The organism is Methylobacterium goesingense (genome assembly GCF_022179225.1).
In the GTDB taxonomy this organism is placed as follows: domain Bacteria; phylum Pseudomonadota; class Alphaproteobacteria; order Rhizobiales; family Beijerinckiaceae; genus Methylobacterium; species Methylobacterium goesingense.
The window spans coordinates 1-21,037 of the sequence record NZ_BPQL01000002.1; the positions used below are offsets into that span (position 1 = coordinate 1).

The following is a 21,037-nucleotide window of genomic DNA, read 5'->3' on the forward strand; positions in this document are numbered from 1 at the left end:
CGAATTTCTCTTTGGCCATGATAGCCTCCGTCCAATCTGTTGTTGCAAGTGAAGCGGTGCGGGTGGCGCCCCGCAGGGCGCCGCCGTTTTAGGCGTACTTGGCGACGACCTTCTCGGCCTCGCCGCGCGGCACCTCTTCGTAATGGTCGAATTGCATCGTGAAGTTGGCGCGGCCCTGAGAGAAGGACCGAAGCTGGTTCACGTAACCGAACATGTTGGCCAGCGGCACCATCGCGTTGATGACGTTCGCATTGCCGCGCATGTCCTGGCCCTGGATCTGACCACGGCGGGAGTTGAGATCGCCGATCACCGAACCGGTGTACTCTTCCGGCGAGACGACCTCGACCTTCATCACCGGCTCAAGGAGCACCGAGCCGCCCTTCTGGAGGGCCTCACGCAGTGCCGCACGCGACGCGATTTCGAAGGCGAGCGCCGAGGAGTCGACGTCGTGGTAGGCGCCGTCGATCAGCTCCACCTTGATGTCGACGACCGGGAAGCCAGCGAGGATGCCGGCACCGAGCACCGAGTTCAGGCCCTTCTCGACGCCCGGGATGTACTCCTTGGGCACCGCGCCGCCGATGATCTTCGAGGCGAACTCGAAGCCCTTGCCGGGCTCGTTCGGCTCGACCACGAACTTCACCCGAGCGAACTGACCGGTACCACCGGTCTGCTTCTTGTGGGTGTAGTCGATCTCGGTGCGCTTCGTGAGCTTCTCGCGGTACGCCACCTGCGGCTGGCCGATATTCGCGTCAACCATGTAGGTACGGCGCAGGATGTCGACCTTGATGTCGAGGTGGAGTTCGCCCATGCCACGAAGAATGGTCTGGCCCGACTCCTGGTCCGTGGAGACCCGGAAGGACGGATCCTCGGCGGCCAGCTTGGCGAGGGCGATGCCCAGCTTCTCCTGGTCGGCCTTGGACTTCGGCTCGACGGCGATCTCGATCACCGGCTCGGGGAATTCCATCTTCTCAAGGATGACGGCCTTCTGCGGATCGCAGAGGGTGTCACCCGTGCGGGTGTCCTTGAGGCCGGCGAGGGCGACGATGTCACCCGTAAAGGCTTCCTTGACGTCCTCGCGGTTGTTGGCGTGCATGAGCAGCATGCGGCCGACGCGCTCTTTCTTGTCGCGCGAGGAGTTCAGGACGTTGGCACCCGACTCGATCTTGCCCGAGTACACGCGGCAGAACGTGATCGTGCCGACGTGCGGATCGTCCATGATCTTGAAGGCGAGCATGGAAAAGGGATCCGAATCCGACGGGTGCCGGACGGTCTCTTCCTCGGTCTTGAAGTCGATGCCCTTGATCTCGCCGCGGTCGGCGGGAGACGGAAGGTAGTCGACGACGGCGTCGAGCAGTGGCTGCACGCCCTTGTTCTTGAAGGCCGAACCGCACAGCACGGGGTGGAAGGCGCGACGCTGCACGGCCGTGCGGACGAGACGGTGCATGGTCTCGGCATCGGGCTCGACGCCGTCGAGGTAGGCCGACATGGCGTCGTCGTCCATCTCCACGCAGGCCTCGACCAGCTTCACGCGGTACTCGGCAGCTTGGTCGGCGAGATCGGCCGGGATCTCGGTCTCCGAGAAATCGGCGCCGAGCTTCTCGGACGTCCAGACGATCGCCTTCATCTTGATCAGGTCGATGACACCCTTGAAGGTGTTCTCGGCGCCGATCGGCAGCTGCAGGCAGACGGGCTTGCCGGCGACGCGGTCGATGATGTCGGCCACGCATTTGAAGAAGTCAGCGCCGATCTTGTCCATCTTGTTGACGAACACGACGCGCGGCACATCGTACTTGTCGGCCTGGCGCCAGACCGTTTCGGTCTGCGGCTCGACGCCCTGGTTACCGTCGAGCACGCACACGGCGCCGTCGAGCACGCGGAGCGAGCGCTCCACCTCGATGGTGAAATCCACGTGGCCGGGGGTGTCGATGATGTTCAGGCGCTTGTCGCGCCAGAAGCAGGTGGTGGCAGCCGAGGTGATCGTGATGCCACGCTCCTGCTCCTGCGTCATCCAATCCATCGTCGCGGCGCCGTCATGGACTTCGCCGATCTTATGGGACTTGCCGGTGTAGTACAGGATACGCTCGGTGGTCGTGGTCTTGCCGGCATCGATGTGAGCCATGATGCCGAAGTTGCGGTAGTCCTCGATCGCGTGCGTGCGGGGCATCGGATTGCTCCTGAAAGGGTCCGGGTCCGCTTACCAGCGGTAGTGCGAGAAGGCGCGGTTGGCTTCAGCCATCCGGTGGGTGTCTTCCCGCTTCTTCACGGCGTTGCCGCGGTTGTTGGCGGCGTCGAGCAGCTCGGCCGAAAGGCGCTCGACCATCGTGCGGTCGTTGCGGCCACGGGCGGCCTGGATCAGCCAACGGATGGCGAGAGCCTGGCGGCGCTCGGTGCGCACTTCAACGGGGACCTGGTAGGTCGCACCGCCGACGCGGCGGGAGCGGACTTCGATCGCCGGAGCGACGTTGTCGAGGGCGGCGCGGAACACCTCGATGGGGTTCGCGCGGGCGCGGTTCTCGACGATGTCGAAGGCGCCGTACACGATGCGCTCGGCGGTGGACTTCTTGCCCTCGTACATGATGGAGTTCATGAACTTGGTCAGCACGATGTCCCCGTACTTCGGGTCCGGGATGATCTCACGCTTCTCGGCAGAATGGCGGCGGGACATCGCTCGCTCCGTCTAAACTTGGGTCTTGAAACCACCCTGCGCAGGCCGCCTTGAGCCTCATCGGAGGCCGGCGACATCCTTACAGGGTGCGCGAATTTCGGTCTTACTTCGGACGCTTGGCGCCGTACTTCGAACGGCGCTGCTTGCGCCCCTTCACGCCCTGCGTGTCGAGCACGCCGCGAAGGATGTGGTAACGCACACCCGGCAAGTCCTTCACGCGGCCGCCGCGGATCATCACCACGGAGTGCTCCTGAAGGTTGTGACCCTCGCCCGGGATGTAACCGATGACCTCGAAGCCGTTGGTGAGACGAACCTTTGCGACCTTGCGGAGCGCGGAGTTCGGCTTCTTCGGGGTCGTCGTGTAGACGCGGGTGCAGACGCCACGCTTCTGCGGGCAGGCGTCGAGCGCCGGCACCTTGTTGCGGCTCTTCTGCGCCTTGCGCGGCTGAGCGATCAGCTGGTTGATCGTCGGCATGCCAATCCTCTCGAAACGCGTCACCGTCGGTGACCGTCGAAATCCAAATCTCGTTGTGGTCGGCCCCGGCATCGCACAAAGCTGTGCGACGAAACGCAAAGCCGCGCCCCAGGCTGATGTCAGCCTTTGGCGCGCCGTTGCAAGCAGAGGATCACCTGCATCGAAGCAAGCGATCATGCCGGACTGACACGTGTTCGTCTGTTGAAGTCGGATGCGTTTAGGTAGCCTTGATCGAGGCTCTGGGCCTCACGATCGTTTGCTGCCTACGGCCAGCCGTTCAATGAGGGCCTGATAGAGGTGGATTCGGCCCGCGTCAACCCGTTCCGTTACAAGATCATGAAGGGGGAGCGGCGGGATGGCGGTTTCCATGACCCGCGAACCGGGGTCGGACGCGAGGGGGCTGCGCCCAATCGGCCCATCCACCTACGCTGATCGGGTCGCTAGCCGATCCCAGGGTGCATCGGGTCCGGACCGAACTGGTTCGGACCCTCGTTTCCGCGACGGACGAGGACACCGAAGAACACCCAGAGCATCGCGGCCAGAGTTATCAAGCCAAGCAGCATCGTCAGCGTCGCATGGTTCGGGTTGATGACGGCGGAAAATATAGTCAGGAGCATGGGCGGAATCGCGATCAGCGACCACCAGCCCGAACGTCCGAGATCGTGGAACCGCTTGATGCCGAGGACGATACCCGACCAAGAGAGGACGAGTGAGACGATTACGCCGAGGATCGGGATCCATCCGGTGAGGAGCCCGACGCAGGACGTCACCAGAAATCCGTAGAGCCAATACTCCCTTCGGGAAATCCGGCCGCTCGGACTCAGGTAGAACTGGGTCCAATCCCGCTTCGCCGCGAGGGCCTTGAGCGGCGTGTTCGCGGCGAGTGTGTAGATCTCCTTCGCTTCGCCGGCGCTGATCTCGAAGTCGACCTCGTCGCCCGCCGCCGGAGGGGCGTTACGCAGGTCGCTCGGGGCGAAGCGATAGCGCTGACCGTCGTGACCCGAGATGATGCCCGGCCCAGTGGGACCCGGCATCGACAGTACTCTACCCCGCATCGTCGTTTCTCCGCGATCCGTCGCGTCGTAGGCCGACACAATCAGAACGGGAAATCTTTGTAGGCGGTCGTCTCCATGGTCAAGCTTGGACCGGCATCGCCCGTCGCGGCTGCCCGATGGCGGGGAACCGCTCGTCAATGCGAAAGGGCGGCCCTTGCGAGCCGCCCCCCCCCGTTCGTTTCAAGCCCGTGCTCGCTTACTCGGCGGCGGGCGGCAGCTCGGAGAAGGTTTGCGCGCCGCTCTCGGCGGCCTTCTGCTGGAGGATCAGGTTGTCGCGACGGCGAGCGACGGCACGGATCTCGGCCGCCATGGAGCCGGTGCCGGCCGGAATGAGCGAGCCAACGATGACGTTCTCCTTCAGGCCCTCGAGGTAGTCGATCTTGCCGTTGACCGCCGCTTCCGTGAGGACGCGAGTGGTCTCCTGGAACGAAGCTGCCGAGATGAACGACTTCGTCTGCAGGCTCGCCTTGGTGATGCCGAGCAGCACCGGCACGCCGACAACGGGCTTCTTGCCCTCGGCGAGCAGCTTCTCGTTCACCTCCGCGAGCTCCGTCCGGTCGATCTGATCGCCCGTCAGGATGTCGGAATCGCCGCCGTCGGTGATCTCGACCTTCTGCAGCATCTGCCGGACGATGACCTCGATGTGCTTGTCGTTGATCGACACGCCCTGGAGCCGGTAGACCTCCTGGATCTCGTTGACGAGATAGGCCGCGAGTTCCTCCACGCCCTTGATCGCCAGGATGTCGTGCGGCGCCGGGTTGCCGTCGACGATGTAGTCGCCGAGTTCGACCACGTCCCCGTCCTGAAGGTGGATGTGCTTGCCCTTCGGGATCAGGTACTCGACCGCCTCCGAACCGTCATGCGGCGTCAGCGTCAGGCGACGCTTGTTCTTGTAGTCGCGCCCGAACTGAATCGTGCCCGACTTCTCCGCGATGATGGCCGCGTCCTTCGGGCGCCGGGCCTCGAACAGCTCCGCCACCCGCGGCAGACCGCCGGTGATGTCGCGGGTCTTGGCCGAATCCGCCGAGACACGGGCGAGGATGTCGCCGGCCTTCACCTTGCCGCCCGGGTCGTAGCCGATGATGGCGTCGACGGGCAGGAAGTAGCGGGCGTCCGAGCCGCGCGGCAGCTTCATGGGCTTGCCGTCGGAATCGGTCACCAGCATCGCCGGCTTGAGGTCGGCGGTACGGGCGGTGCCGCGCCAGTCGATGACGACGCGCTTGGCGATGCCGGTCGACTCGTCGGTGGTCTCGGTGATCGACTGGCCGTCGATGAGGTCCTCGTACTGAACGATGCCGTCCGTCTCGGTGATGATCGGGCGGGTGTAGGGGTCCCACTCCGCGATGCGCTGGCCGCGCTTGACCGTATCACCCTCGTCCACGCGCAGCTTCGCGCCGTATTGCAGGCGGTGGTTGGCGCGTTCCGTCCCGTCCGAGCCGACGATGACGATGGCGACGTTACGGCCGGTGGCGATGAGATCGCCGTCCGAGTTCCGGGCGAGCGCCCGGTTCCGGATCTTGATCGTGCCCTCGAAGCTCGACTCGATGAAGGACGAGTCGGAGATCTGGGCGGCGCCGCCGATGTGGAAGGTGCGCATGGTGAGCTGGGTGCCCGGCTCGCCGATGGACTGCGCCGCGATGACGCCGACCGCCTCGCCCATGTTCACGGGCGTGCCGCGGGCGAGATCGCGCCCGTAGCAGGTGGCGCAGACGCCGCTCTTGGTGGCGCAGACGAGCACCGAGCGGATCTTGACCTCCTGGATGCCGGCCGCCTGGATGGCGGGCAGGTGCTTCTCCTCGATCGTCTCGTTGGTCTTGACGATCACGGTGCCGTCGAGGGCGACCAGGTCCTCGGCCGTGGCGCGGCCGAGGATGCGGATGGCGAGCGGGGCCACGACCTGGCCCGCATCCACGATGGCGCGCATGCGGATGCCGTTGGTGGTGCCGCAATCGGTCTCGCGGATGACGGCGTCCTGCGCCACGTCGACGAGTCGACGGGTCAGGTAGCCCGAGTTCGCGGTCTTCAGCGCCGTGTCCGCCAGGCCCTTGCGGGCGCCGTGGGTGGAGTTGAAGTACTCGAGAACGTCGAGGCCTTCCTTGAAGTTCGAGATGATCGGCGTCTCGATGATCTCGCCGGAGGGCTTCGACATCAGGCCGCGCATGGCGGCGAGCTGGCGCATCTGCTCGCGGGAGCCGCGAGCGCCGGAATTCGCCATCATGTAGACCGAGTTGACCTGCTTGTCGGTCCCGTTCTCGTCCTTCTGGACAGCGGAAATCGCGGCCATCATCTCGTCCGCGAGGCGGGCCGAGCACTTGCCCCAGGCATCGACGACCTTGTTGTACTTCTCACCCTGAGTGATCAGGCCGTCGTTGAACTGCTGCTCGAACTCCTTGACGAGGTCGCGGGTCGAACCGACGATCGACCACTTGTTGGCCGGCACCACCATGTCGTCTTTGCCGAACGAGATGCCGGCCTTGAACGCGTGGTTGAAGCCGAGCGCCATGATGCGATCACAGAAGATCACCGACTCCTTCTGACCGCAGTGGCGGTAGACGGTGTCGATCATCGCCGAGATCTCCTTCTTGGTCATCAGCTTGTTGACGACGTCGAAGGGAACCTTGGCGTGCTGCGGCAGGGCCGTGGACAGGATCACCCGGCCCGGCGTGGTGTCGTAGGTCTTGGTCAGCGGCTCGCCGTCCGGCCCGATGCCGTTCCAGCGCCAGCGGATCTTCGTGTGCAGCTTGACGGTCTGGGCCGCCAGCGCGTGCTCGAGCTCGCCGATGTTGCCGAACACGCCCTGCATCGGGTTCTGCTTGTTGGTCGGGTCGAAGGCGCCGATGGCCCCTTCCGCCACGATCGACAGGTAGTAGAGGCCGAGCACGATGTCCTGGCTCGGCACGATGATCGGGTGACCGTTGGCCGGGTGCAGGATGTTGTTGGTCGACATCATCAGGACGCGCGCCTCCAGCTGAGCCTCGAGGCTCAGGGGGACGTGCACGGCCATCTGATCGCCGTCGAAGTCGGCGTTGAACGCGGTGCAGACCAGCGGGTGCAGCTGGATCGCCTTGCCCTCGATCAGCTTCGGCTCGAAGGCCTGGATGCCGAGGCGGTGCAGCGTCGGCGCGCGGTTGAGCATGACGGGATGCTCACGGATGACCTCGTCCAGGATGTCCCAGACCTCGGGCTTCTCCTTCTCGACAAGCTTCTTGGCCTGCTTCACGGTGGCCGAGAAACCCTTGGCGTCGAGGCGCGCATAGATGAACGGCTTGAACAGTTCGAGCGCCATCTTCTTGGGCAGCCCGCACTGGTGCAGCTTCAGCTCCGGACCCACCACGATGACCGAGCGGCCGGAATAGTCGACGCGCTTGCCGAGCAGGTTCTGACGGAAGCGGCCCTGCTTGCCCTTCAGCATGTCGGCGAGCGACTTCAGCGGGCGCTTGTTGGCGCCCGTGATGACGCGGCCACGACGGCCGTTGTCGAACAGCGCGTCGACCGCCTCCTGAAGCATGCGCTTCTCGTTGCGGATAATGATGTCCGGCGCGCGCAGCTCGATCAGCCGCTTCAGGCGGTTGTTGCGGTTGATGACACGGCGGTAGAGGTCGTTCAGATCGGACGTGGCGAAGCGGCCGCCGTCCAGCGGAACGAGCGGGCGCAGGTCCGGCGGGATTACCGGAACCACGGTGAGGATCATCCACTCGGGCTTGTTGCCCGACATCTGGAAGGCCTCAATGATCTTCAGGCGCTTGAGAAGCTTCTTGGGCTTCAGCTCGGAGGTCGTGGTGGCGATCTCCTCGCGCAGCGCGTTGGCGATGCCGTCGAGGTCGAGTTCCTGCAGGATGCGCCGGATGGCCTCGGCGCCGATCATGGCGGTGAACGAGTCCTCGCCGTACTCCTCCTGTGCGCGCAGGTACTCCTCCTCCGAAAGGAGCTGACGCTCCTTGAGGGGGGTGAGGCCAGGTTCGATGACGCAGTAGGATTCGAAGTACAGGATCCGCTCGAGGTCCTTGAGGGCCATGTCGAGCAGGAGGCCGATGCGGCTCGGCAGTGACTTCAGGAACCAGATGTGGGCGACGGGGGCGGCGAGCTCGATATGGCCCATGCGGTCGCGCCGGACGCGCGCGAGGGTGACCTCGACGCCGCACTTCTCGCAGATGACGCCCTTGTACTTCATGCGCTTGTACTTGCCGCACAAGCACTCGTAATCCTTGATGGGTCCGAAGATACGCGCACAGAACAGGCCGTCGCGCTCGGGCTTGAACGTGCGGTAGTTGATCGTCTCGGGCTTCTTGATCTCACCGAAGGACCACGAGAGGATCTTCTCGGGCGACGAGATCGAGATCTTGATCTGGTCGAAGCTCTGGGGCTGAGCCTGCTGGTTGAAAAGATTCATGACCTCTTGGTTCATGGATCGACTCCTGCTGACGAGGCGCACCCTCCGCCGAGGGGCTGACCGCGTGCTGTAAACGGGTGCGGCGCGACGACCGGCCGGATCGTCGCTGACCGTAGAACGGGAGGCCCTGCCCCTCCCCGCTCAGACCGCGCCGGGGTCAAGCCCGGCGCGGGAGCGTGGTGCGGTGGTTACTCGGCCGCCTCTGCGGGCGGCTCGATCTGGTCGTTGGCGAGCTTCTTCGAGGAGGTGAGCTCCACGTTGAGGCCGAGCGAACGCATTTCCTTGACGAGCACGTTGAACGACTCGGGGATACCGGCCTCGAAGGTGTCGTCCCCGCGGACGATCGCCTCGTAGACCTTGGTACGGCCGGCGACGTCGTCCGACTTGACCGTGAGCATCTCCTGCAGCGTGTAGGCGGCGCCGTAAGCCTCCAGAGCCCAGACCTCCATCTCGCCGAAGCGCTGACCGCCGAACTGCGCCTTGCCGCCCAGCGGCTGCTGAGTGACGAGCGAGTACGGGCCGATCGACCGGGCGTGGATCTTGTCGTCCACGAGGTGGTGCAGCTTCAGCATGTAGATGTAGCCCATCGTCACCTTGCGGTCGAAGGGCTCGCCTGAGCGGCCGTCATAGAGGGTCGACTGGGCCGACCGGTCGAGACCGGCCATTTCCAGCATCTGCTCGATGTCGGCTTCCTTGGCGCCGTTGAACACCGGCGTCGCCATCGGCACGCCGCGGCGCACGTTGTTGGCGGCCTCGGCCATCTCCTCGTCGGTGAGACCTTCGAGCTCCGACGGCGAGTAGATCGCCTCCATCTCCGCCTTGAGGGGCGCGATGTCGTTGCTGCGCAGGTAGGCGTCCACCGCCTGGCTGACCTTGCGGCCGAGACCGGCAGCCGCCCAGCCGAGGTGGGTCTCGAGGATCTGACCGACGTTCATGCGCGAAGGCACGCCGAGCGGGTTCAGCACGATGTCGGCATGCGTCCCGTCCTCCAGGAACGGCATGTCCTCGATCGGCACGATCCGCGAGACGACACCCTTGTTGCCGTGCCGGCCGGCCATCTTGTCGCCGGGCTGGATCTTGCGCTTCACCGCCACGAAGACCTTGACCATCTTCATGACGCCGGGGGGCAGCTCGTCGCCGCGCTGCAGCTTTTCGACCTTGTCGAGGAAGCGCTGCTCGAGGCGCTTCTTCGACTCGTCGTACTGCTTCTGCATCGCTTCCATCTCGGTCATGAGACGGTCGTCGATGACGGCGAACTGCCACCATTGCGAGCGCGGGTACTCGCTGAGGAGCTCACGGGTGAGCGTGGTCTCCTTCTTGAAGCCCTTCGGACCGGCGATGGGGGCCTGGCCGATGAGCACGGTTGCGAGACGCGCATAGGTGTTGCGATCCAGGATCGCCTGCTCGTCGTCGCGATCCTTGGCGAGGCGCTCGATCTCCTCGCGCTCGATGGCCTGAGCGCGCTCGTCCTTGTCGACGCCGTGGCGGTTGAACACCCGGACCTCGACGATCGTACCCGTGACACCCGGGGGCACGCGCAGGGACGTGTCGCGCACGTCGGACGCCTTCTCGCCGAAGATGGCGCGCAGGAGCTTCTCCTCCGGCGTCATCGGGCTCTCGCCCTTCGGCGTGATCTTGCCGCACAGAATGTCGCCGGCGTGCACCTCGGCGCCGATATAGACGATGCCGGCCTCGTCGAGGTTCTTGAGCGCCTCCTCGGAGACGTTCGGGATGTCACGGGTGATTTCTTCCGGCCCGAGCTTGGTGTCGCGGGCCATCACCTCGAACTCCTCGATGTGGATCGAGGTGAACACGTCATCCTTCACGATCCGCTCGGAGAGCAGGATCGAGTCCTCGAAGTTGTAGCCGTTCCACGGCATGAACGCGACGAGCACGTTCCGACCGAGAGCCAGCTCGCCGAACTCCGTCGAGGGACCGTCGGCGATGATTTCGCCCTTCTTCACGGCCTCGCCGACGCGCACCAGCGGCTTCTGCGTGATGCAGGTCGACTGGTTGGAGCGCTGGAACTTCTGCAGGCGGTAGATGTCGACGCCGGGCTTGTTGGCGTCGGCCTCCTCGGTGGCCCGGATGACGATACGGGTGGCGTCCACCTGATCGACGATGCCGGTGCGACGGGCCGCGATGGCGGCGCCGGAATCGCGGGCGACCACGGCTTCCATGCCGGTGCCCACGAAGGGTGCGTCTGCGCGGACAAGCGGCACCGCTTGGCGCTGCATGTTCGAGCCCATCAGTGCGCGGTTCGCGTCATCGTTCTCGAGGAACGGAATGAGGGCGGCCGCCACCGAGACGAGCTGCTTCGGCGACACGTCCATCAGGTCGACGCGGTCCGGCGGCACCACGATGACGTCACCCGCGCGACGGCAGACCACGAGGTCCTCCGTCAGCTTGAAGCTCTCGTCCATCTGGGCGTTCGCCTGGGCGACGTAGTACTTCGCCTCCTCCATCGCCGACAGATAGGCGACGTCGGTGGTGACGACGCCGTCCTTCACGCGCCGGAACGGGGTCTCGATGAAGCCGTACTTGTTCACCCGCGCGAAGGTGGCGAGCGAGTTGATCAGGCCGATGTTCGGGCCTTCCGGCGTCTCGATCGGGCAGATGCGGCCGTAATGGGTCGGGTGCACGTCGCGCACCTCGAAGCCGGCGCGCTCGCGGGTCAGACCGCCCGGGCCAAGCGCCGAGAGGCGGCGCTTGTGGGTCACTTCCGAGAGCGGGTTGGTCTGGTCCATGAACTGCGACAGCTGCGATGAGCCGAAGAACTCGCGCACCGCGGCCGCGGCCGGCTTCGCGTTGATGAGGTCCTGCGGCATCACGGTGTCGATGTCGACGGAGGACATCCGCTCCTTGATGGCGCGCTCCATGCGGAGCAGGCCGAGGCGGTACTGGTTCTCCATCAGCTCGCCCACCGAGCGCACGCGCCGGTTGCCGAGGTGATCGATGTCGTCGATCTCACCCTTGCCGTCGCGCAGGTCCACCAGCGCCTTGACGACCGCGAGCATGTCCTCACGGCGCAGGGTGCGCACGGTATCCTCGGCGTCGAGGTCGAGGCGCATGTTCATCTTCACGCGGCCGACGGCCGAGAGGTCGTAGCGCTCGGAGTCGAAGAACAGCGAGTGGAACATCGCCTCGGCGGTGTCGAGGGTCGGCGGCTCGCCGGGGCGCATGACGCGATAGATGTCGAACAGCGCGCCCTCGCGGGCGGAGTTCTTGTCCACCGCGAGCGTGTTGCGGATGTAGGGGCCGACGTTGATGTGGTCGATGTCGAGCACGGGCAGCTCGGCGACGCCGACATCCTCGAGGCTCTTCAGGAGCTTGTCGGAGATCTCGTCACCGGCCTCGGCCCAGATCTCGCCGGTCTTCGGGTTGACGAGGTCCTCGGCGATGTACTGGCCGATCAGGTCTTCGTCGGTGGCCTTGAGGAACTGCACGCCGCGCTCGGCGATCTGCCGGGCGTTGCGGGCGTTCAGCTTCTTGCCGGCCTCGAGCACGACCTCGCCGGATTCCGCGTCGACGAGGTCGACGGACGCCTTGAAGCCCTTCAGGCGCTCGGCGTCGTAGGGCACGCGCCAATCGGCGCCGTCGCGATCGTAGATCACGCGGTTGTAGAAGGTCGACAGGATCTCCTCGCCGTCCAGCCCGAGGGCGAACAGCAGCGAGGTCACGGGCAGCTTGCGCTTCCGGTCGATGCGGACGTGCACGATGTCCTTGGCGTCGAACTCGACGTCGAGCCAGGAGCCGCGATACGGGATGATGCGCGCCGCGAACAGGAGCTTGCCCGAGGAATGGGTCTTGCCCTTGTCGTGGTCGAAGAACACGCCCGGGCTGCGGTGCATCTGCGAGACGATGACGCGCTCGGTGCCGTTGACGATGAAGGTGCCGTTCTCCGTCATCAGGGGCATGTCGCCCATGTAGACGTCCTGCTCCTTGATGTCCTTGACGGACTTGGCGCCGGTGTCCGGGTCCACATCGAACACGATGAGGCGCAGCGTGACCTTGAGCGGGGCCGCGAAGGTGATGCCGCGCTGGCGGCACTCGTCGACGTCGTATTTCGGCTGCTCGAACGTGTACTTCACGAACTCGAGGAGTGCCGTGGAGGAGAAGTCCGAGATCGGGAACACCGACTTGAACACGGTCTGCAGGCCTTCGTCGCCCCGTCCGCCTTCCGGCTCGTCCATGATCAGGAACTGGTCGTAGGATGCCTTCTGAACCTCGATGAGGTTCGGCATCTCGGCGACTTCCTTGATCTTGCCGAAGAACTTGCGAATCCGCTTGCGACCGACCAGCGTGTTGGCCATGGGTGACCTCGCTCCTACGTCCCGCGTACCGGGTGCCCGGGGAAGGCCTCTGCCTCCCGCAACCAGGCGATGGGCCCGCCCCGCCGGACGACGCCCACCCGAACTGAAAAACTCGTGGCCCTCGCGCGGGCCGGTCGGGTCGCCTGAAGCGACCTTGGCCCACGGGCGTGAACCCGCGGGCCTTGGGGGCCGTCAGGTCCGGAGGGACCCGACGGAAGCGGATGGGCCGGTGCGGCCCACCGGAAGAGCCTTACTTGAGCTCGACCTTGGCGCCAGCCTTCTCGAGCTGAGCCTTGAGCTTCTCGGCCTCTTCCTTGTTGACGGACTCCTTGACGGCCTTCGGGGCGCCCTCGACGAGGTCCTTGGCTTCCTTGAGGCCGAGGCCGGTGATCGCGCGGACCTCCTTGATGACCTCGATCTTCTTGTCGCCAGCGGCGGTGAGCATGACCGTGAACTCAGTCTGCTCCTCGACGGCGGCGGCCGGACCAGCGGCGGGGCCGGCGGCCACGGCGACGGCAGCGGCAGCCGAGACGCCCCACTTCTCTTCGAGCATCTTGGCGAGGTCAGCGGCCTCGAGAACGGTCAGCGAGGACAGGTCGTCGACGAGCTTGGCGAGATCAGCCATGTTTGTATTCCTTCGTAGATCGGTTTGAACGGATGGGTTGAAAAGGGCGATGCGGCCTCAGGCCGCTTCGCTCTGAGCCTCGTCCTTGGTGGCATAGGCCCCGAACACGCGGGCGAGCTTGGCCGCCGGTGCGTTGACAACCTGAGCGATCTTGGTCGCGGGAGCCTGGACGAGGCCCACGATCTTGGCGCGCAGTTCGTCGAGGGACGGGAGCGAGGCGAGTGCCTTCACACCGTCCGGGTTCAGGGCAGTCGTGCCCATGGCGCCGCCGAGGATCACGAGCTTGTCGTTGGCCTTGGCGAAGTCCACCGCAACCTTGGCGGCCGCGACCGGATCGCTCGAGTAGGCGAGCAGGGTCGGGCCCTTCAGGAGGGGCTTGATGGAGGCGACGTCCGTGCCATCGAGAGCGATGTTGGCGAGGCGGTTCTTGGTGACCTTCACGGTGGCACCGGCCTGCTTCATCTGCGAGCGCAGCTTCTGCATGTCGGCGACCGTGAGGCCCTTGTAGTGGGCCACGACGACGACGGACGTGTTCGCGAACACGCCGTTGAGCGTCGAGACGAGATCAGCTTTGGCTGTCCTGTCCACTGGGGCTCTCTCCGGTTGGCGGAACCCGAGGATGGGTCCGCCGGTTGCACATGCCGCCCGGGACGGAACTCGGCTTAACGAGAAGCCGGAACGTCCTTGGCGACGCTTCACGGCCCTGTCCCCCATCGCCCCCCGGAACGGGTGGACGACACGGGTGAGATGGTTCAAACCGATGCCTGACCCTGTCCGCACGGCGGGCCGGGTGAGAGCAGTAGAATTTCGGTCTTCCCAGTCTGTGCAGGCTTGCGGATTAAGCCGGTGACCCGGCGCCTGCAGTCTCGGACAGGACATGGCCGGACGAAGCTCAGAGGGGGTTTTACGCCCCGCAAAGCCTTCCGGCCAATACCGCCTGGTTGCCCAGACGATCTCTCAAAGGGAATACGACCAGCGGTCGATTCCTTTCGCATGTATGAAAACGTTGAGGGGGTCTATAGAGCCTTGCAAGCAGCCTGCCAAGTGCCCCGGCCCGAGAAAAGCGCGGTGGACCGCGCTTTTCACTTGACGCGCTGGCGCTGCATCCGCCGGTCGCGGCCGTGGTGTCGCGACCCTGACGTGTTGCACTCTGCCCGTGCCTCATGATGCACCGGACGCGCCGGATCCATACGGGCAGGAGCCTATACCGGTAGGAACTTGCGCGCCACGCGCCACCACGGCTCGCGCGCCTCGCGCTTCTGATCGGCTTTCGCCGCGTAGAAGGAAGCGTTGTGTTCGCCTCGGAGCGCTTCGCGGGTGAAGCGGATGAGGTGGTGGGCAACGAAGCCCATGTTGAACACCGCCTCGATCTGTCCGCGCCGCAGGGCATGGCCGGCGGCCCGCCAGAACACGCCGCGATAATCCGAGAGCAGCCCGACCCGCACCGCGATGTTGAAGCCCAGGATCAGGCCGCGCCGCAAATTGGTCCGGGTCAATTTCCCCTTGATCGGGGTCTTGATCCGGTGCGGGTAGGTCCGCTCCACCTGGTAGCGGAAGCGCGCGAAAAGGTTCTCGGGCTCGTAGGCATGGGCGATGGCCCGGCGCCAACTCGCCACCACGTCGTCGTGGGGACGCTTGAACAGGACGTTGGATTCCAGCGCCGCGTCGTGGGTCAGTCGGCCCTCGCGGGTCAGCCGGTCCCAGAGCGGTGTCTTCGGCAGGGCCTGGAGCAGGTTCATCGTCAGCACCGGCACAGCCGACTTGTCGATGAAATCGATCAGCTTCTGCTCGGACTGGTCGGTATCCGTGTCGAGGCCGAGGATGATGCCCGAGGTGACTTCGAGACCGAAGTTGTTCAGCGTCTCGATCGCCTCGTACATGGGCACGGCGGCGTTGTGCTTCTTGTCGATCCCCGCGAGGGCGTCCTCCTCCGGAGTCTCGATGCCGACGAAGACGGTCATGAAGTTGGCCTGCCGCATCAGCTCCAGGATGTCGGGTTGCTTGGCCATGTTCAGCGTCGCCTCGCAGGCGAACTGAAGCGGGTAGTCGTTCTTCTTCTGCCACGCCACGAGGTGGGGCAGCATGTCCTTCGTGGCCTTCCGGTTGCCGATGAAATTGTCGTCGACGAAGTAGACCACGGCTGGATGGCCGGGCTGGGCGATGATGGCGTCGAGTTCGCCGAGCATCTGCTCGGGGCTCTTCAGGCGCGGCTGGCGGCCGTAGAGTTGCGGGATGTCGCAGAACTCGCAGCGATAGGGGCAGCCGGAGGAGAACTGCAGCGAACCGATGAGGTAGCGCTTGAGTGGCGCGGCCTCGTAGGCCGGGGCCGGGAAGTCCGAGAGCGGCAGGCGCTCCTTGGTCTCCAGGCGGACCTGGCTCGCCGGGATCGAGATGTCGCGGTCGAGGATCGCGACCAGTTCGTCCGTCGCGTCGCCGATCTCGCCGAGGTGCAGGTAGTCGAACTCGGGGTACTGCTCGGGGGAGCCGGAGACCGAGGGGCCACCCAGTGCCGTGACCTTACCGGCCGCGTGCGCCCGCGCGTAGATGTCCCGGATCTGTGGGGCCTGGATGTGCATGCCGGACACGAACACCGCGTCGGCCCAGGCGAAGTCCGCCGGTCCCGCCCGGGTGATGTTCTCGTCGATGAACCGGTATTCCCACGTCTCCGGCATGTAGGCTGCGATCAGCAGCAGCCCCTGGGGCGGCATGAAGGCCTTCACGCCGCCCATCAGGGGGTAGGCGTGAGAGAAGGTCCCGAAGGACGGCGTATAGGCGGGAAAGACGCACAGGATGCGTCGCTTCGAGATCACGGAGAGGGTGCATCGCATGAGAGCATACCTAGCACAGGCATCCGCGAAGGCGTCACCCTCACGTGTTGTTTTCTCGGGTCTTTTCGGAAGCTTCCGCGCTCGGTGAGGGCACAGGTGGGCACCGCCATCACGCGTGTTTGAACGGGCACGCCTCCTATTCCACGTGAGCCTCGTCCCCGTTCAGGGCCAAGCTCCGCAGGATCTGCAGCCCGGTGCCGAGCCGCGCCAGCGGCGGGGAACCAAGCGCGAGCCGGACCCCGTTCGGCGGGGCGGCGGGGCCGATCGCGAAGGCACTCGCGGGTGAGACCGCCACGCCGTTGCGCGCCGCCGCAGCCGCGTAGCGCTCCGCATTCCAGGCCTCCGGCAGGGTCAGCCAGAGGTGATAGGCCCGCGGATCACCCTGGACGTCGAGTCCGGCGAGCATCTCCCGCGCGAGGGCGTGGCGCGCCGCCGCGTCCGCGCGCTTCTCCCGTCCGATGCGTCCGGCCAGACCATCCGCCATGACGTGCAGCGCCAGAGCGAGGGGCAGGCCACCGGCGGTCCAGGCGCCGTTGCGGATGGTCCGCGTCAGGCGCTCCACCAGGGCGGGCGGACTGGCCACGAAACCGAGGCTCAGGCCGGGTGCCACGCGCTTCGACAGGCTGTCGATCAGGATCACCCGGTCGGGAGCCAGGGCGGCCAGGGGCTCCTCGTCGCAGAGGAAGCCGTAGACCGCGTCCTCGATGCAGACGAGGTCGTGTGCGGCGAGCAGCCGGGCGATCGCTCGGCGGCGCTCGGCGCTCATTGTGCAGCCGAGCGGGCTTTGCAAGACGGATTGCAGGTAGAGGCCGCGCAATGGGGCGTCGCGATGCGCCTGCGCGATGGCGTCGGGGTGCACACCGTCCGCGTCCAGCGCGAGGGGCACCAGGGTGATGCCGAGGCGTGCGGCCATGCCCTTGACGATTGGGTAGGTCAGGGCCTCGACCCCGATCCGGTCTCCGGGCTGGGCCAGGGCCGCCATCGCGGCGGCGATGCCCTGGCGCCCGGCGCCCGTGAACAGGACCGTCTCGGGATCGGCGGACCAGCCGCCCCGCGTGAAGAAGCCCGAGGCCGTGGTGCGCGCCCGGGCCGTGGCTCCCGCTCGGACCGGCGGAAACGCGGCGCGCAGAGCCGCCGGCTCCAGCATCGCGGACAAGCTCGCTGACAGGTCGGCCGCCTGCCGCGGCAGGATCGAGAAGACGTGCTCCAGGTTGATCAGGCCGGTTTCGGTTTCCGCCAGCGCCGTATCCTCGGCCGCGACGGGGGCGCGGATGAAGGTGCCCCGCCCGACTTCGCCCGTCACGAGCCCGCGTCGAGTCAGCTCCGCATAGACCCTGCTGGCCGTGGACACCGCAATTCCGCGCTCATAGGCGAACTGCCGCTGTGGCGGCAGCCGCGTGCCAGGCGCGAGCCGGCCGGCCGCGATATCGGCGGCAATCCCGTCGGAGATAGTGCGGTAGTCCATGGTCCGTGCATTGATCCGAGTGCAATGATTCGATTGATTTGCGCGGAAATCGGATCAATGAGGGGTCTCGATCCGATGGAGGCCGCGAGACATGACGACGCCCAACAGCTTACCCTGGTTTCGGCCGATCACGATAGTCAGGGAACGGAGCCCCGCTACCCGATGGGGATTCACCGGATTGAACCGGGCGATCGCCCGGCTGCTACTCTGGCGGAATCGGTACAATGGGCGCAGGACAATCCGCTCCATGACCTCGGAGCAAATCGTGGGGCTTGACCTCGATCCGGTCGCCATGAGGCTGGAGGGCGAGAAGCCGTTCTGGCGGGCTTGAGCGCAAACGAAAACGCCCGGCCGTGAGGCCGGGCGTTTCCTATTGGTGCACGCAAAGTGCGTGAATCAGGCGGTGAGGACCGTCGAAGGCTCGACCTTGACGCCCGGACCCATCGAGGAGGTCACGGCAACGCGCTGGATGTACTGGCCCTTGGCGCCGGCGGGCTTGGCCTTAGCCACCGCATCGGCGAACGCCTTGATGTTCTCGACGAGCTTGTCGGCATCGAACGAGACCTTGCCGATCCCGGCATGGATGATGCCGGCCTTCTCGACCCGGAACTCCACCGAGCCGCCCTTGGCGCCGGCGACGGCGCTCTTCACGTCCATGGTGACGGTGCCAACCTTCGGGTTCGGCATCAGGCCGCGCGGGCCGAGCACCTTGCCGAGACGGCCGACGAGCGGCATCAGGTCCGGAGTCGCGATGCAGCGATCGAACTCGATCTTGCCGCTCTGGACGATCTCGAGGAGATCCTCGGCGCCCACGATGTCGGCGCCGGCGGCCTTGGCTTCATCCGCCTTGGCGCCGCGAGCGAACACCGCCACCCGCACGGTACGGCCGGAGCCGTTGGGCAGGTTGCAGACGCCGCGGACCATCTGGTCGGCGTGGCGCGGGTCGACGCCGAGGTTGATCGAGATCTCGACGGTCTCGTCGAACTTGGCGCTGGCCTTCTCCTTCACGAGCTTGATCGCCTCGTCGATGGGATAGAGCTTGAGCGCGTCGATGCCCTCGCGGGCGGCGCGGATGCGCTTGCCTTCGTGTGCCATTGTGCCCTCCCCTTAAGCGACGACGTCGAGGCCCATGGCCCGCGCGGAGCCACGGATCATGGCGACGGCGGCGTCAACCGAGTCGCAGTTCAGGTCGGGCATCTTCTTCTCGGCGATCTCGCGCAGCTGCGCCTCGGTCACCTTGCCCACGGTCGGGCCCTTGCCCGGGGTCTTCGAGCCGGAAGCCGGCTTCTTGCCGATCTTCAGGCCGGCGGCCTTCTTCAGGAAGAAGGTGACCGGCGGCTGCTTCATCTCGAAGGTGAAGGAGCGGTCCTGGTACGCCGTGATGACGACCGGGATCGGGGTGCCCTTCTCGATCTGAGAGGTCTTCGCGTTGAAGGCCTTGCAGAATTCCATGATGTTGAGACCGCGCTGACCGAGCGCGGGGCCGATGGGCGGCGACGGGTTCGCGGCGCCAGCCGGAACCTGAAGCTTCACGTAGCCCGTGATCTTCTTTGCCATAGGGACTGCTCCCAAAGAATGCCCGGCACCCGGCTGGCCTCAGCGCAAGTGGGACGGGCGGTTGCAGGTCGCGGTGCGGTCCGTGCGTCCCGGCGGCGAACCGGGCGGGCCTCCCGCGTGTGACACCGTCACGGAGGACGGTGATTTCGCGCCCCAGCCGAAGCCGAGCGGAAAAGCGAAGGGCGAGCAGATGGCGGCTCGCCCAAATTTGCGTCGTATCAGACCTTCTCGACCTGGCCGTATTCCAGCTCGACCGGTGTGGCGCGGCCGAAGATCGACACGGCGACCTTGAGGCGCGACCGGCTCTCGTCGATTTCCTCGACGGTGCCGTTGAAGGAGGCGAACGGGCCGTCGGAGACGCGAACCGTTTCGCCGATCTCGAAGGAGACGGAAGGCTTGGGGCGATCAACGCCCTCGGCGACCTGACCCTTGATGCGCTCGGCCTCGGCATCCGGGATCGGAACCGGCTTCGACTTGTCGGCGCCGAGGAATCCCGTGACCTTCGGGGTGTTCTTGATGAGGTGGTAGACCTCGTCGGTCAGGTCGCACTTCACCAGGACGTAGCCCGGGAAGAACTTGCGCTCGGCATCGACCTTGCGGCCGCGGCGCACCTCGACGACCTTCTCGGTCGGCACCATGACCTCGTCGAACAGCTCCATCAGGCCACGCTGGGCCGCCTGATCCTTGATGGACTGCGCGACCTTGTTCTCGAAATTCGAGTAGGCGTGGACGATGTACCAGCGCTTCGACACGGTTCTCACCAAATCCTGACGTCAGTCAGCCCGATCACGCCGCAGCGTGCCCAGGCCGAGAAGTTGTTAGGCGCCGACCCCGAGGATCAGGGTCACGAGATAGCGCAGCGCCTGGTCCACCACCGTGAAGAAGATGCTCGCCACCACCACCATGATGAACACCATCACGGTGGTCACGACGGTCTCCTTACGGCTCGGCCACGTGACCTTACGGCCCTCGTCGCGAACCTGAGCCAGGAACTCGGCCGGGCCGACGCGCTTCTGCGCGGGACGCACGGGTGGGGTCGCCCGCGGGGGCGTCGGCGTGGCGGAACCGCGCTGCGGGGTGCGCGCGAGGTCCACTTTCTTCGATGCTTCGTTCGATGCCATGGCGCCAACAACAGGGAGATCGGCCCGAGCTTCGGGAAAGCGCGATGCGGCGGCTCCGGGGAGGAGCCTGCATCGACGACCTTCATCGATCTCGGAAGGCGACCGCTCTAACGCAAGTCGCCGGGCTTGTCGACTGCGCCCGGCCTGACGTCGCGAGGTAGCGATCTACTGGAAAGGAAGAGGGCGGGGAGGGTCGACAGGTCTGATGCGGCCAAATGGCAAAGTCCAAATGGCAGGAGTGGAGGGACTCGAACCCGCAACCTCCGGTTTTGGAGACCGGCGCTCTGACCAGTTGAGCTACACTCCTATGCGGAGGACAAGTCCTCCGCCGCGGCGCTGCTATAGACCGGCCGAGACGGCTTCGCAATGGTCAAACCGCGTCGTCAGCGAAGAACCTTTGCTGCGGTGCGGACTGCCTGCAGGAGCCCTTTGAAACGACGACGGCGCCCCGGGCTGAGCCGGGGCGCCGCGTCACATTCGTTGCCGTTCGGGCGACCGGGAAGGCCGCCCGGTGGAGTTCGAACTACTCGTTGATGGCGGCGA

14 protein-coding genes and 1 tRNA gene are annotated in these 21,037 nt (G+C 65.8%); all 15 read right to left on the minus strand.

All coding sequences use genetic code 11. The annotated features are described in order from the left end of the window. Window positions 1-88: 88 nt before the first annotated feature. The 15 genes from fusA to MFF30_RS00265 all read right to left on the minus strand — a co-directional run bounded on the left by fusA (window position 89) and on the right by MFF30_RS00265 (window position 20,801). Complete coding sequence (gene fusA / locus MFF30_RS00195; RefSeq protein ID WP_238274971.1) at window positions 89-2,164, minus strand: elongation factor G; 2,076 nt, start codon at window positions 2,162-2,164, stop codon at window positions 89-91. 30 nt (window positions 2,165-2,194) lie between these two features. Beyond that, window positions 2,195-2,665, minus strand: coding sequence for a 30S ribosomal protein S7 (rpsG, locus tag MFF30_RS00200; RefSeq protein WP_056183508.1), 471 nt, complete (start codon window positions 2,663-2,665; stop codon window positions 2,195-2,197). A 103-nt stretch (window positions 2,666-2,768) separates the two neighbouring features. After that, window positions 2,769-3,140, minus strand: coding sequence for a 30S ribosomal protein S12 (rpsL, locus tag MFF30_RS00205; protein WP_018044234.1), 372 nt, complete (start codon window positions 3,138-3,140; stop codon window positions 2,769-2,771). Window positions 3,141-3,580: 440 nt separating this feature from the next. Continuing rightward, window positions 3,581-4,174 carry a DUF805 domain-containing protein gene (locus tag MFF30_RS00210; RefSeq protein WP_238274980.1) on the minus strand — a complete coding sequence of 198 codons (594 nt, stop codon included), beginning with the start codon at window positions 4,172-4,174 and terminating at the stop codon, window positions 3,581-3,583. 217 nt (window positions 4,175-4,391) lie between these two features. Then, on the minus strand, window positions 4,392-8,600 hold the full coding sequence (rpoC, locus tag MFF30_RS00215; RefSeq protein WP_238274982.1) for a DNA-directed RNA polymerase subunit beta': 4,209 nt from the start codon (window positions 8,598-8,600) through the stop codon (window positions 4,392-4,394). Between the two features lie 173 nt (window positions 8,601-8,773). Next, the gene (gene rpoB, locus MFF30_RS00220; RefSeq protein ID WP_238274984.1) at window positions 8,774-12,898 is read right to left on the minus strand and encodes a DNA-directed RNA polymerase subunit beta; all 4,125 of its coding nucleotides are present in this window, start codon (window positions 12,896-12,898) and stop codon (window positions 8,774-8,776) included. Window positions 12,899-13,148: 250 nt separating this feature from the next. Beyond that, window positions 13,149-13,523: a 50S ribosomal protein L7/L12 gene (gene rplL / locus MFF30_RS00225; protein WP_238274986.1), complete on the minus strand. Its 375-nt coding sequence runs from the start codon at window positions 13,521-13,523 to the stop codon at window positions 13,149-13,151. Between the two features lie 57 nt (window positions 13,524-13,580). Beyond that, entirely contained in the window at window positions 13,581-14,111 is a 531-nt protein-coding gene (gene rplJ / locus MFF30_RS00230; protein WP_238274988.1) for a 50S ribosomal protein L10, read from the minus strand. A 614-nt stretch (window positions 14,112-14,725) separates the two neighbouring features. Beyond that, complete coding sequence (locus MFF30_RS00235) at window positions 14,726-16,351, minus strand: B12-binding domain-containing radical SAM protein (RefSeq protein WP_238274996.1); 1,626 nt, start codon at window positions 16,349-16,351, stop codon at window positions 14,726-14,728. A 136-nt stretch (window positions 16,352-16,487) separates the two neighbouring features. After that, window positions 16,488-17,816 carry an aminotransferase-like domain-containing protein gene (locus MFF30_RS00240; protein ID WP_238274998.1) on the minus strand — a complete coding sequence of 443 codons (1,329 nt, stop codon included), beginning with the start codon at window positions 17,814-17,816 and terminating at the stop codon, window positions 16,488-16,490. Between the two features lie 396 nt (window positions 17,817-18,212). Continuing rightward, a complete protein-coding gene (gene rplA / locus MFF30_RS00245) occupies window positions 18,213-18,911 on the minus strand; it encodes a 50S ribosomal protein L1 (RefSeq protein WP_238275000.1) in 699 nt (232 codons plus the stop codon). Window positions 18,912-18,923: 12 nt separating this feature from the next. Then, complete coding sequence (gene rplK / locus MFF30_RS00250) at window positions 18,924-19,373, minus strand: 50S ribosomal protein L11 (RefSeq protein ID WP_018044245.1); 450 nt, start codon at window positions 19,371-19,373, stop codon at window positions 18,924-18,926. A 218-nt stretch (window positions 19,374-19,591) separates the two neighbouring features. Continuing rightward, a complete protein-coding gene (gene nusG, locus MFF30_RS00255) occupies window positions 19,592-20,125 on the minus strand; it encodes a transcription termination/antitermination protein NusG (protein ID WP_056218143.1) in 534 nt (177 codons plus the stop codon). A 66-nt stretch (window positions 20,126-20,191) separates the two neighbouring features. Next, on the minus strand, window positions 20,192-20,494 hold the full coding sequence (secE, locus tag MFF30_RS00260) for a preprotein translocase subunit SecE (RefSeq protein ID WP_238275002.1): 303 nt from the start codon (window positions 20,492-20,494) through the stop codon (window positions 20,192-20,194). Between the two features lie 230 nt (window positions 20,495-20,724). After that, window positions 20,725-20,801 (minus strand) — tRNA-Trp (locus MFF30_RS00265). Between the last annotated feature and the right edge of the window lie 236 nt (window positions 20,802-21,037).

Excerpts from the sequence above, each read along its gene's own strand:
- fusA (WP_238274971.1), bottom strand. The coding sequence starts at position 2,164 with ATGCCCCGCACGCACGCGATCGAGGACTACCGCAACTTCGGCATCATG.
- rpsG (WP_056183508.1), bottom strand. The coding sequence starts at position 2,665 with ATGTCCCGCCGCCATTCTGCCGAGAAGCGTGAGATCATCCCGGACCCG.
- rpsL (WP_018044234.1), bottom strand. The coding sequence starts at position 3,140 with ATGCCGACGATCAACCAGCTGATCGCTCAGCCGCGCAAGGCGCAGAAG.
- MFF30_RS00210 (WP_238274980.1), bottom strand. The coding sequence starts at position 4,174 with ATGCCGGGTCCCACTGGGCCGGGCATCATCTCGGGTCACGACGGTCAG.
- rpoC (WP_238274982.1), bottom strand. The coding sequence starts at position 8,600 with ATGAACCAAGAGGTCATGAATCTTTTCAACCAGCAGGCTCAGCCCCAG.
- rpoB (WP_238274984.1), bottom strand. The coding sequence starts at position 12,898 with ATGGCCAACACGCTGGTCGGTCGCAAGCGGATTCGCAAGTTCTTCGGC.
- rplL (WP_238274986.1), bottom strand. The coding sequence starts at position 13,523 with ATGGCTGATCTCGCCAAGCTCGTCGACGACCTGTCCTCGCTGACCGTT.
- MFF30_RS00235 (WP_238274996.1), bottom strand. The coding sequence starts at position 16,351 with ATGCGATGCACCCTCTCCGTGATCTCGAAGCGACGCATCCTGTGCGTC.
- MFF30_RS00240 (WP_238274998.1), bottom strand. The coding sequence starts at position 17,816 with ATGGACTACCGCACTATCTCCGACGGGATTGCCGCCGATATCGCGGCC.
- rplA (WP_238275000.1), bottom strand. The coding sequence starts at position 18,911 with ATGGCACACGAAGGCAAGCGCATCCGCGCCGCCCGCGAGGGCATCGAC.
- rplK (WP_018044245.1), bottom strand. The coding sequence starts at position 19,373 with ATGGCAAAGAAGATCACGGGCTACGTGAAGCTTCAGGTTCCGGCTGGC.
- secE (WP_238275002.1), bottom strand. The coding sequence starts at position 20,494 with ATGGCATCGAACGAAGCATCGAAGAAAGTGGACCTCGCGCGCACCCCG.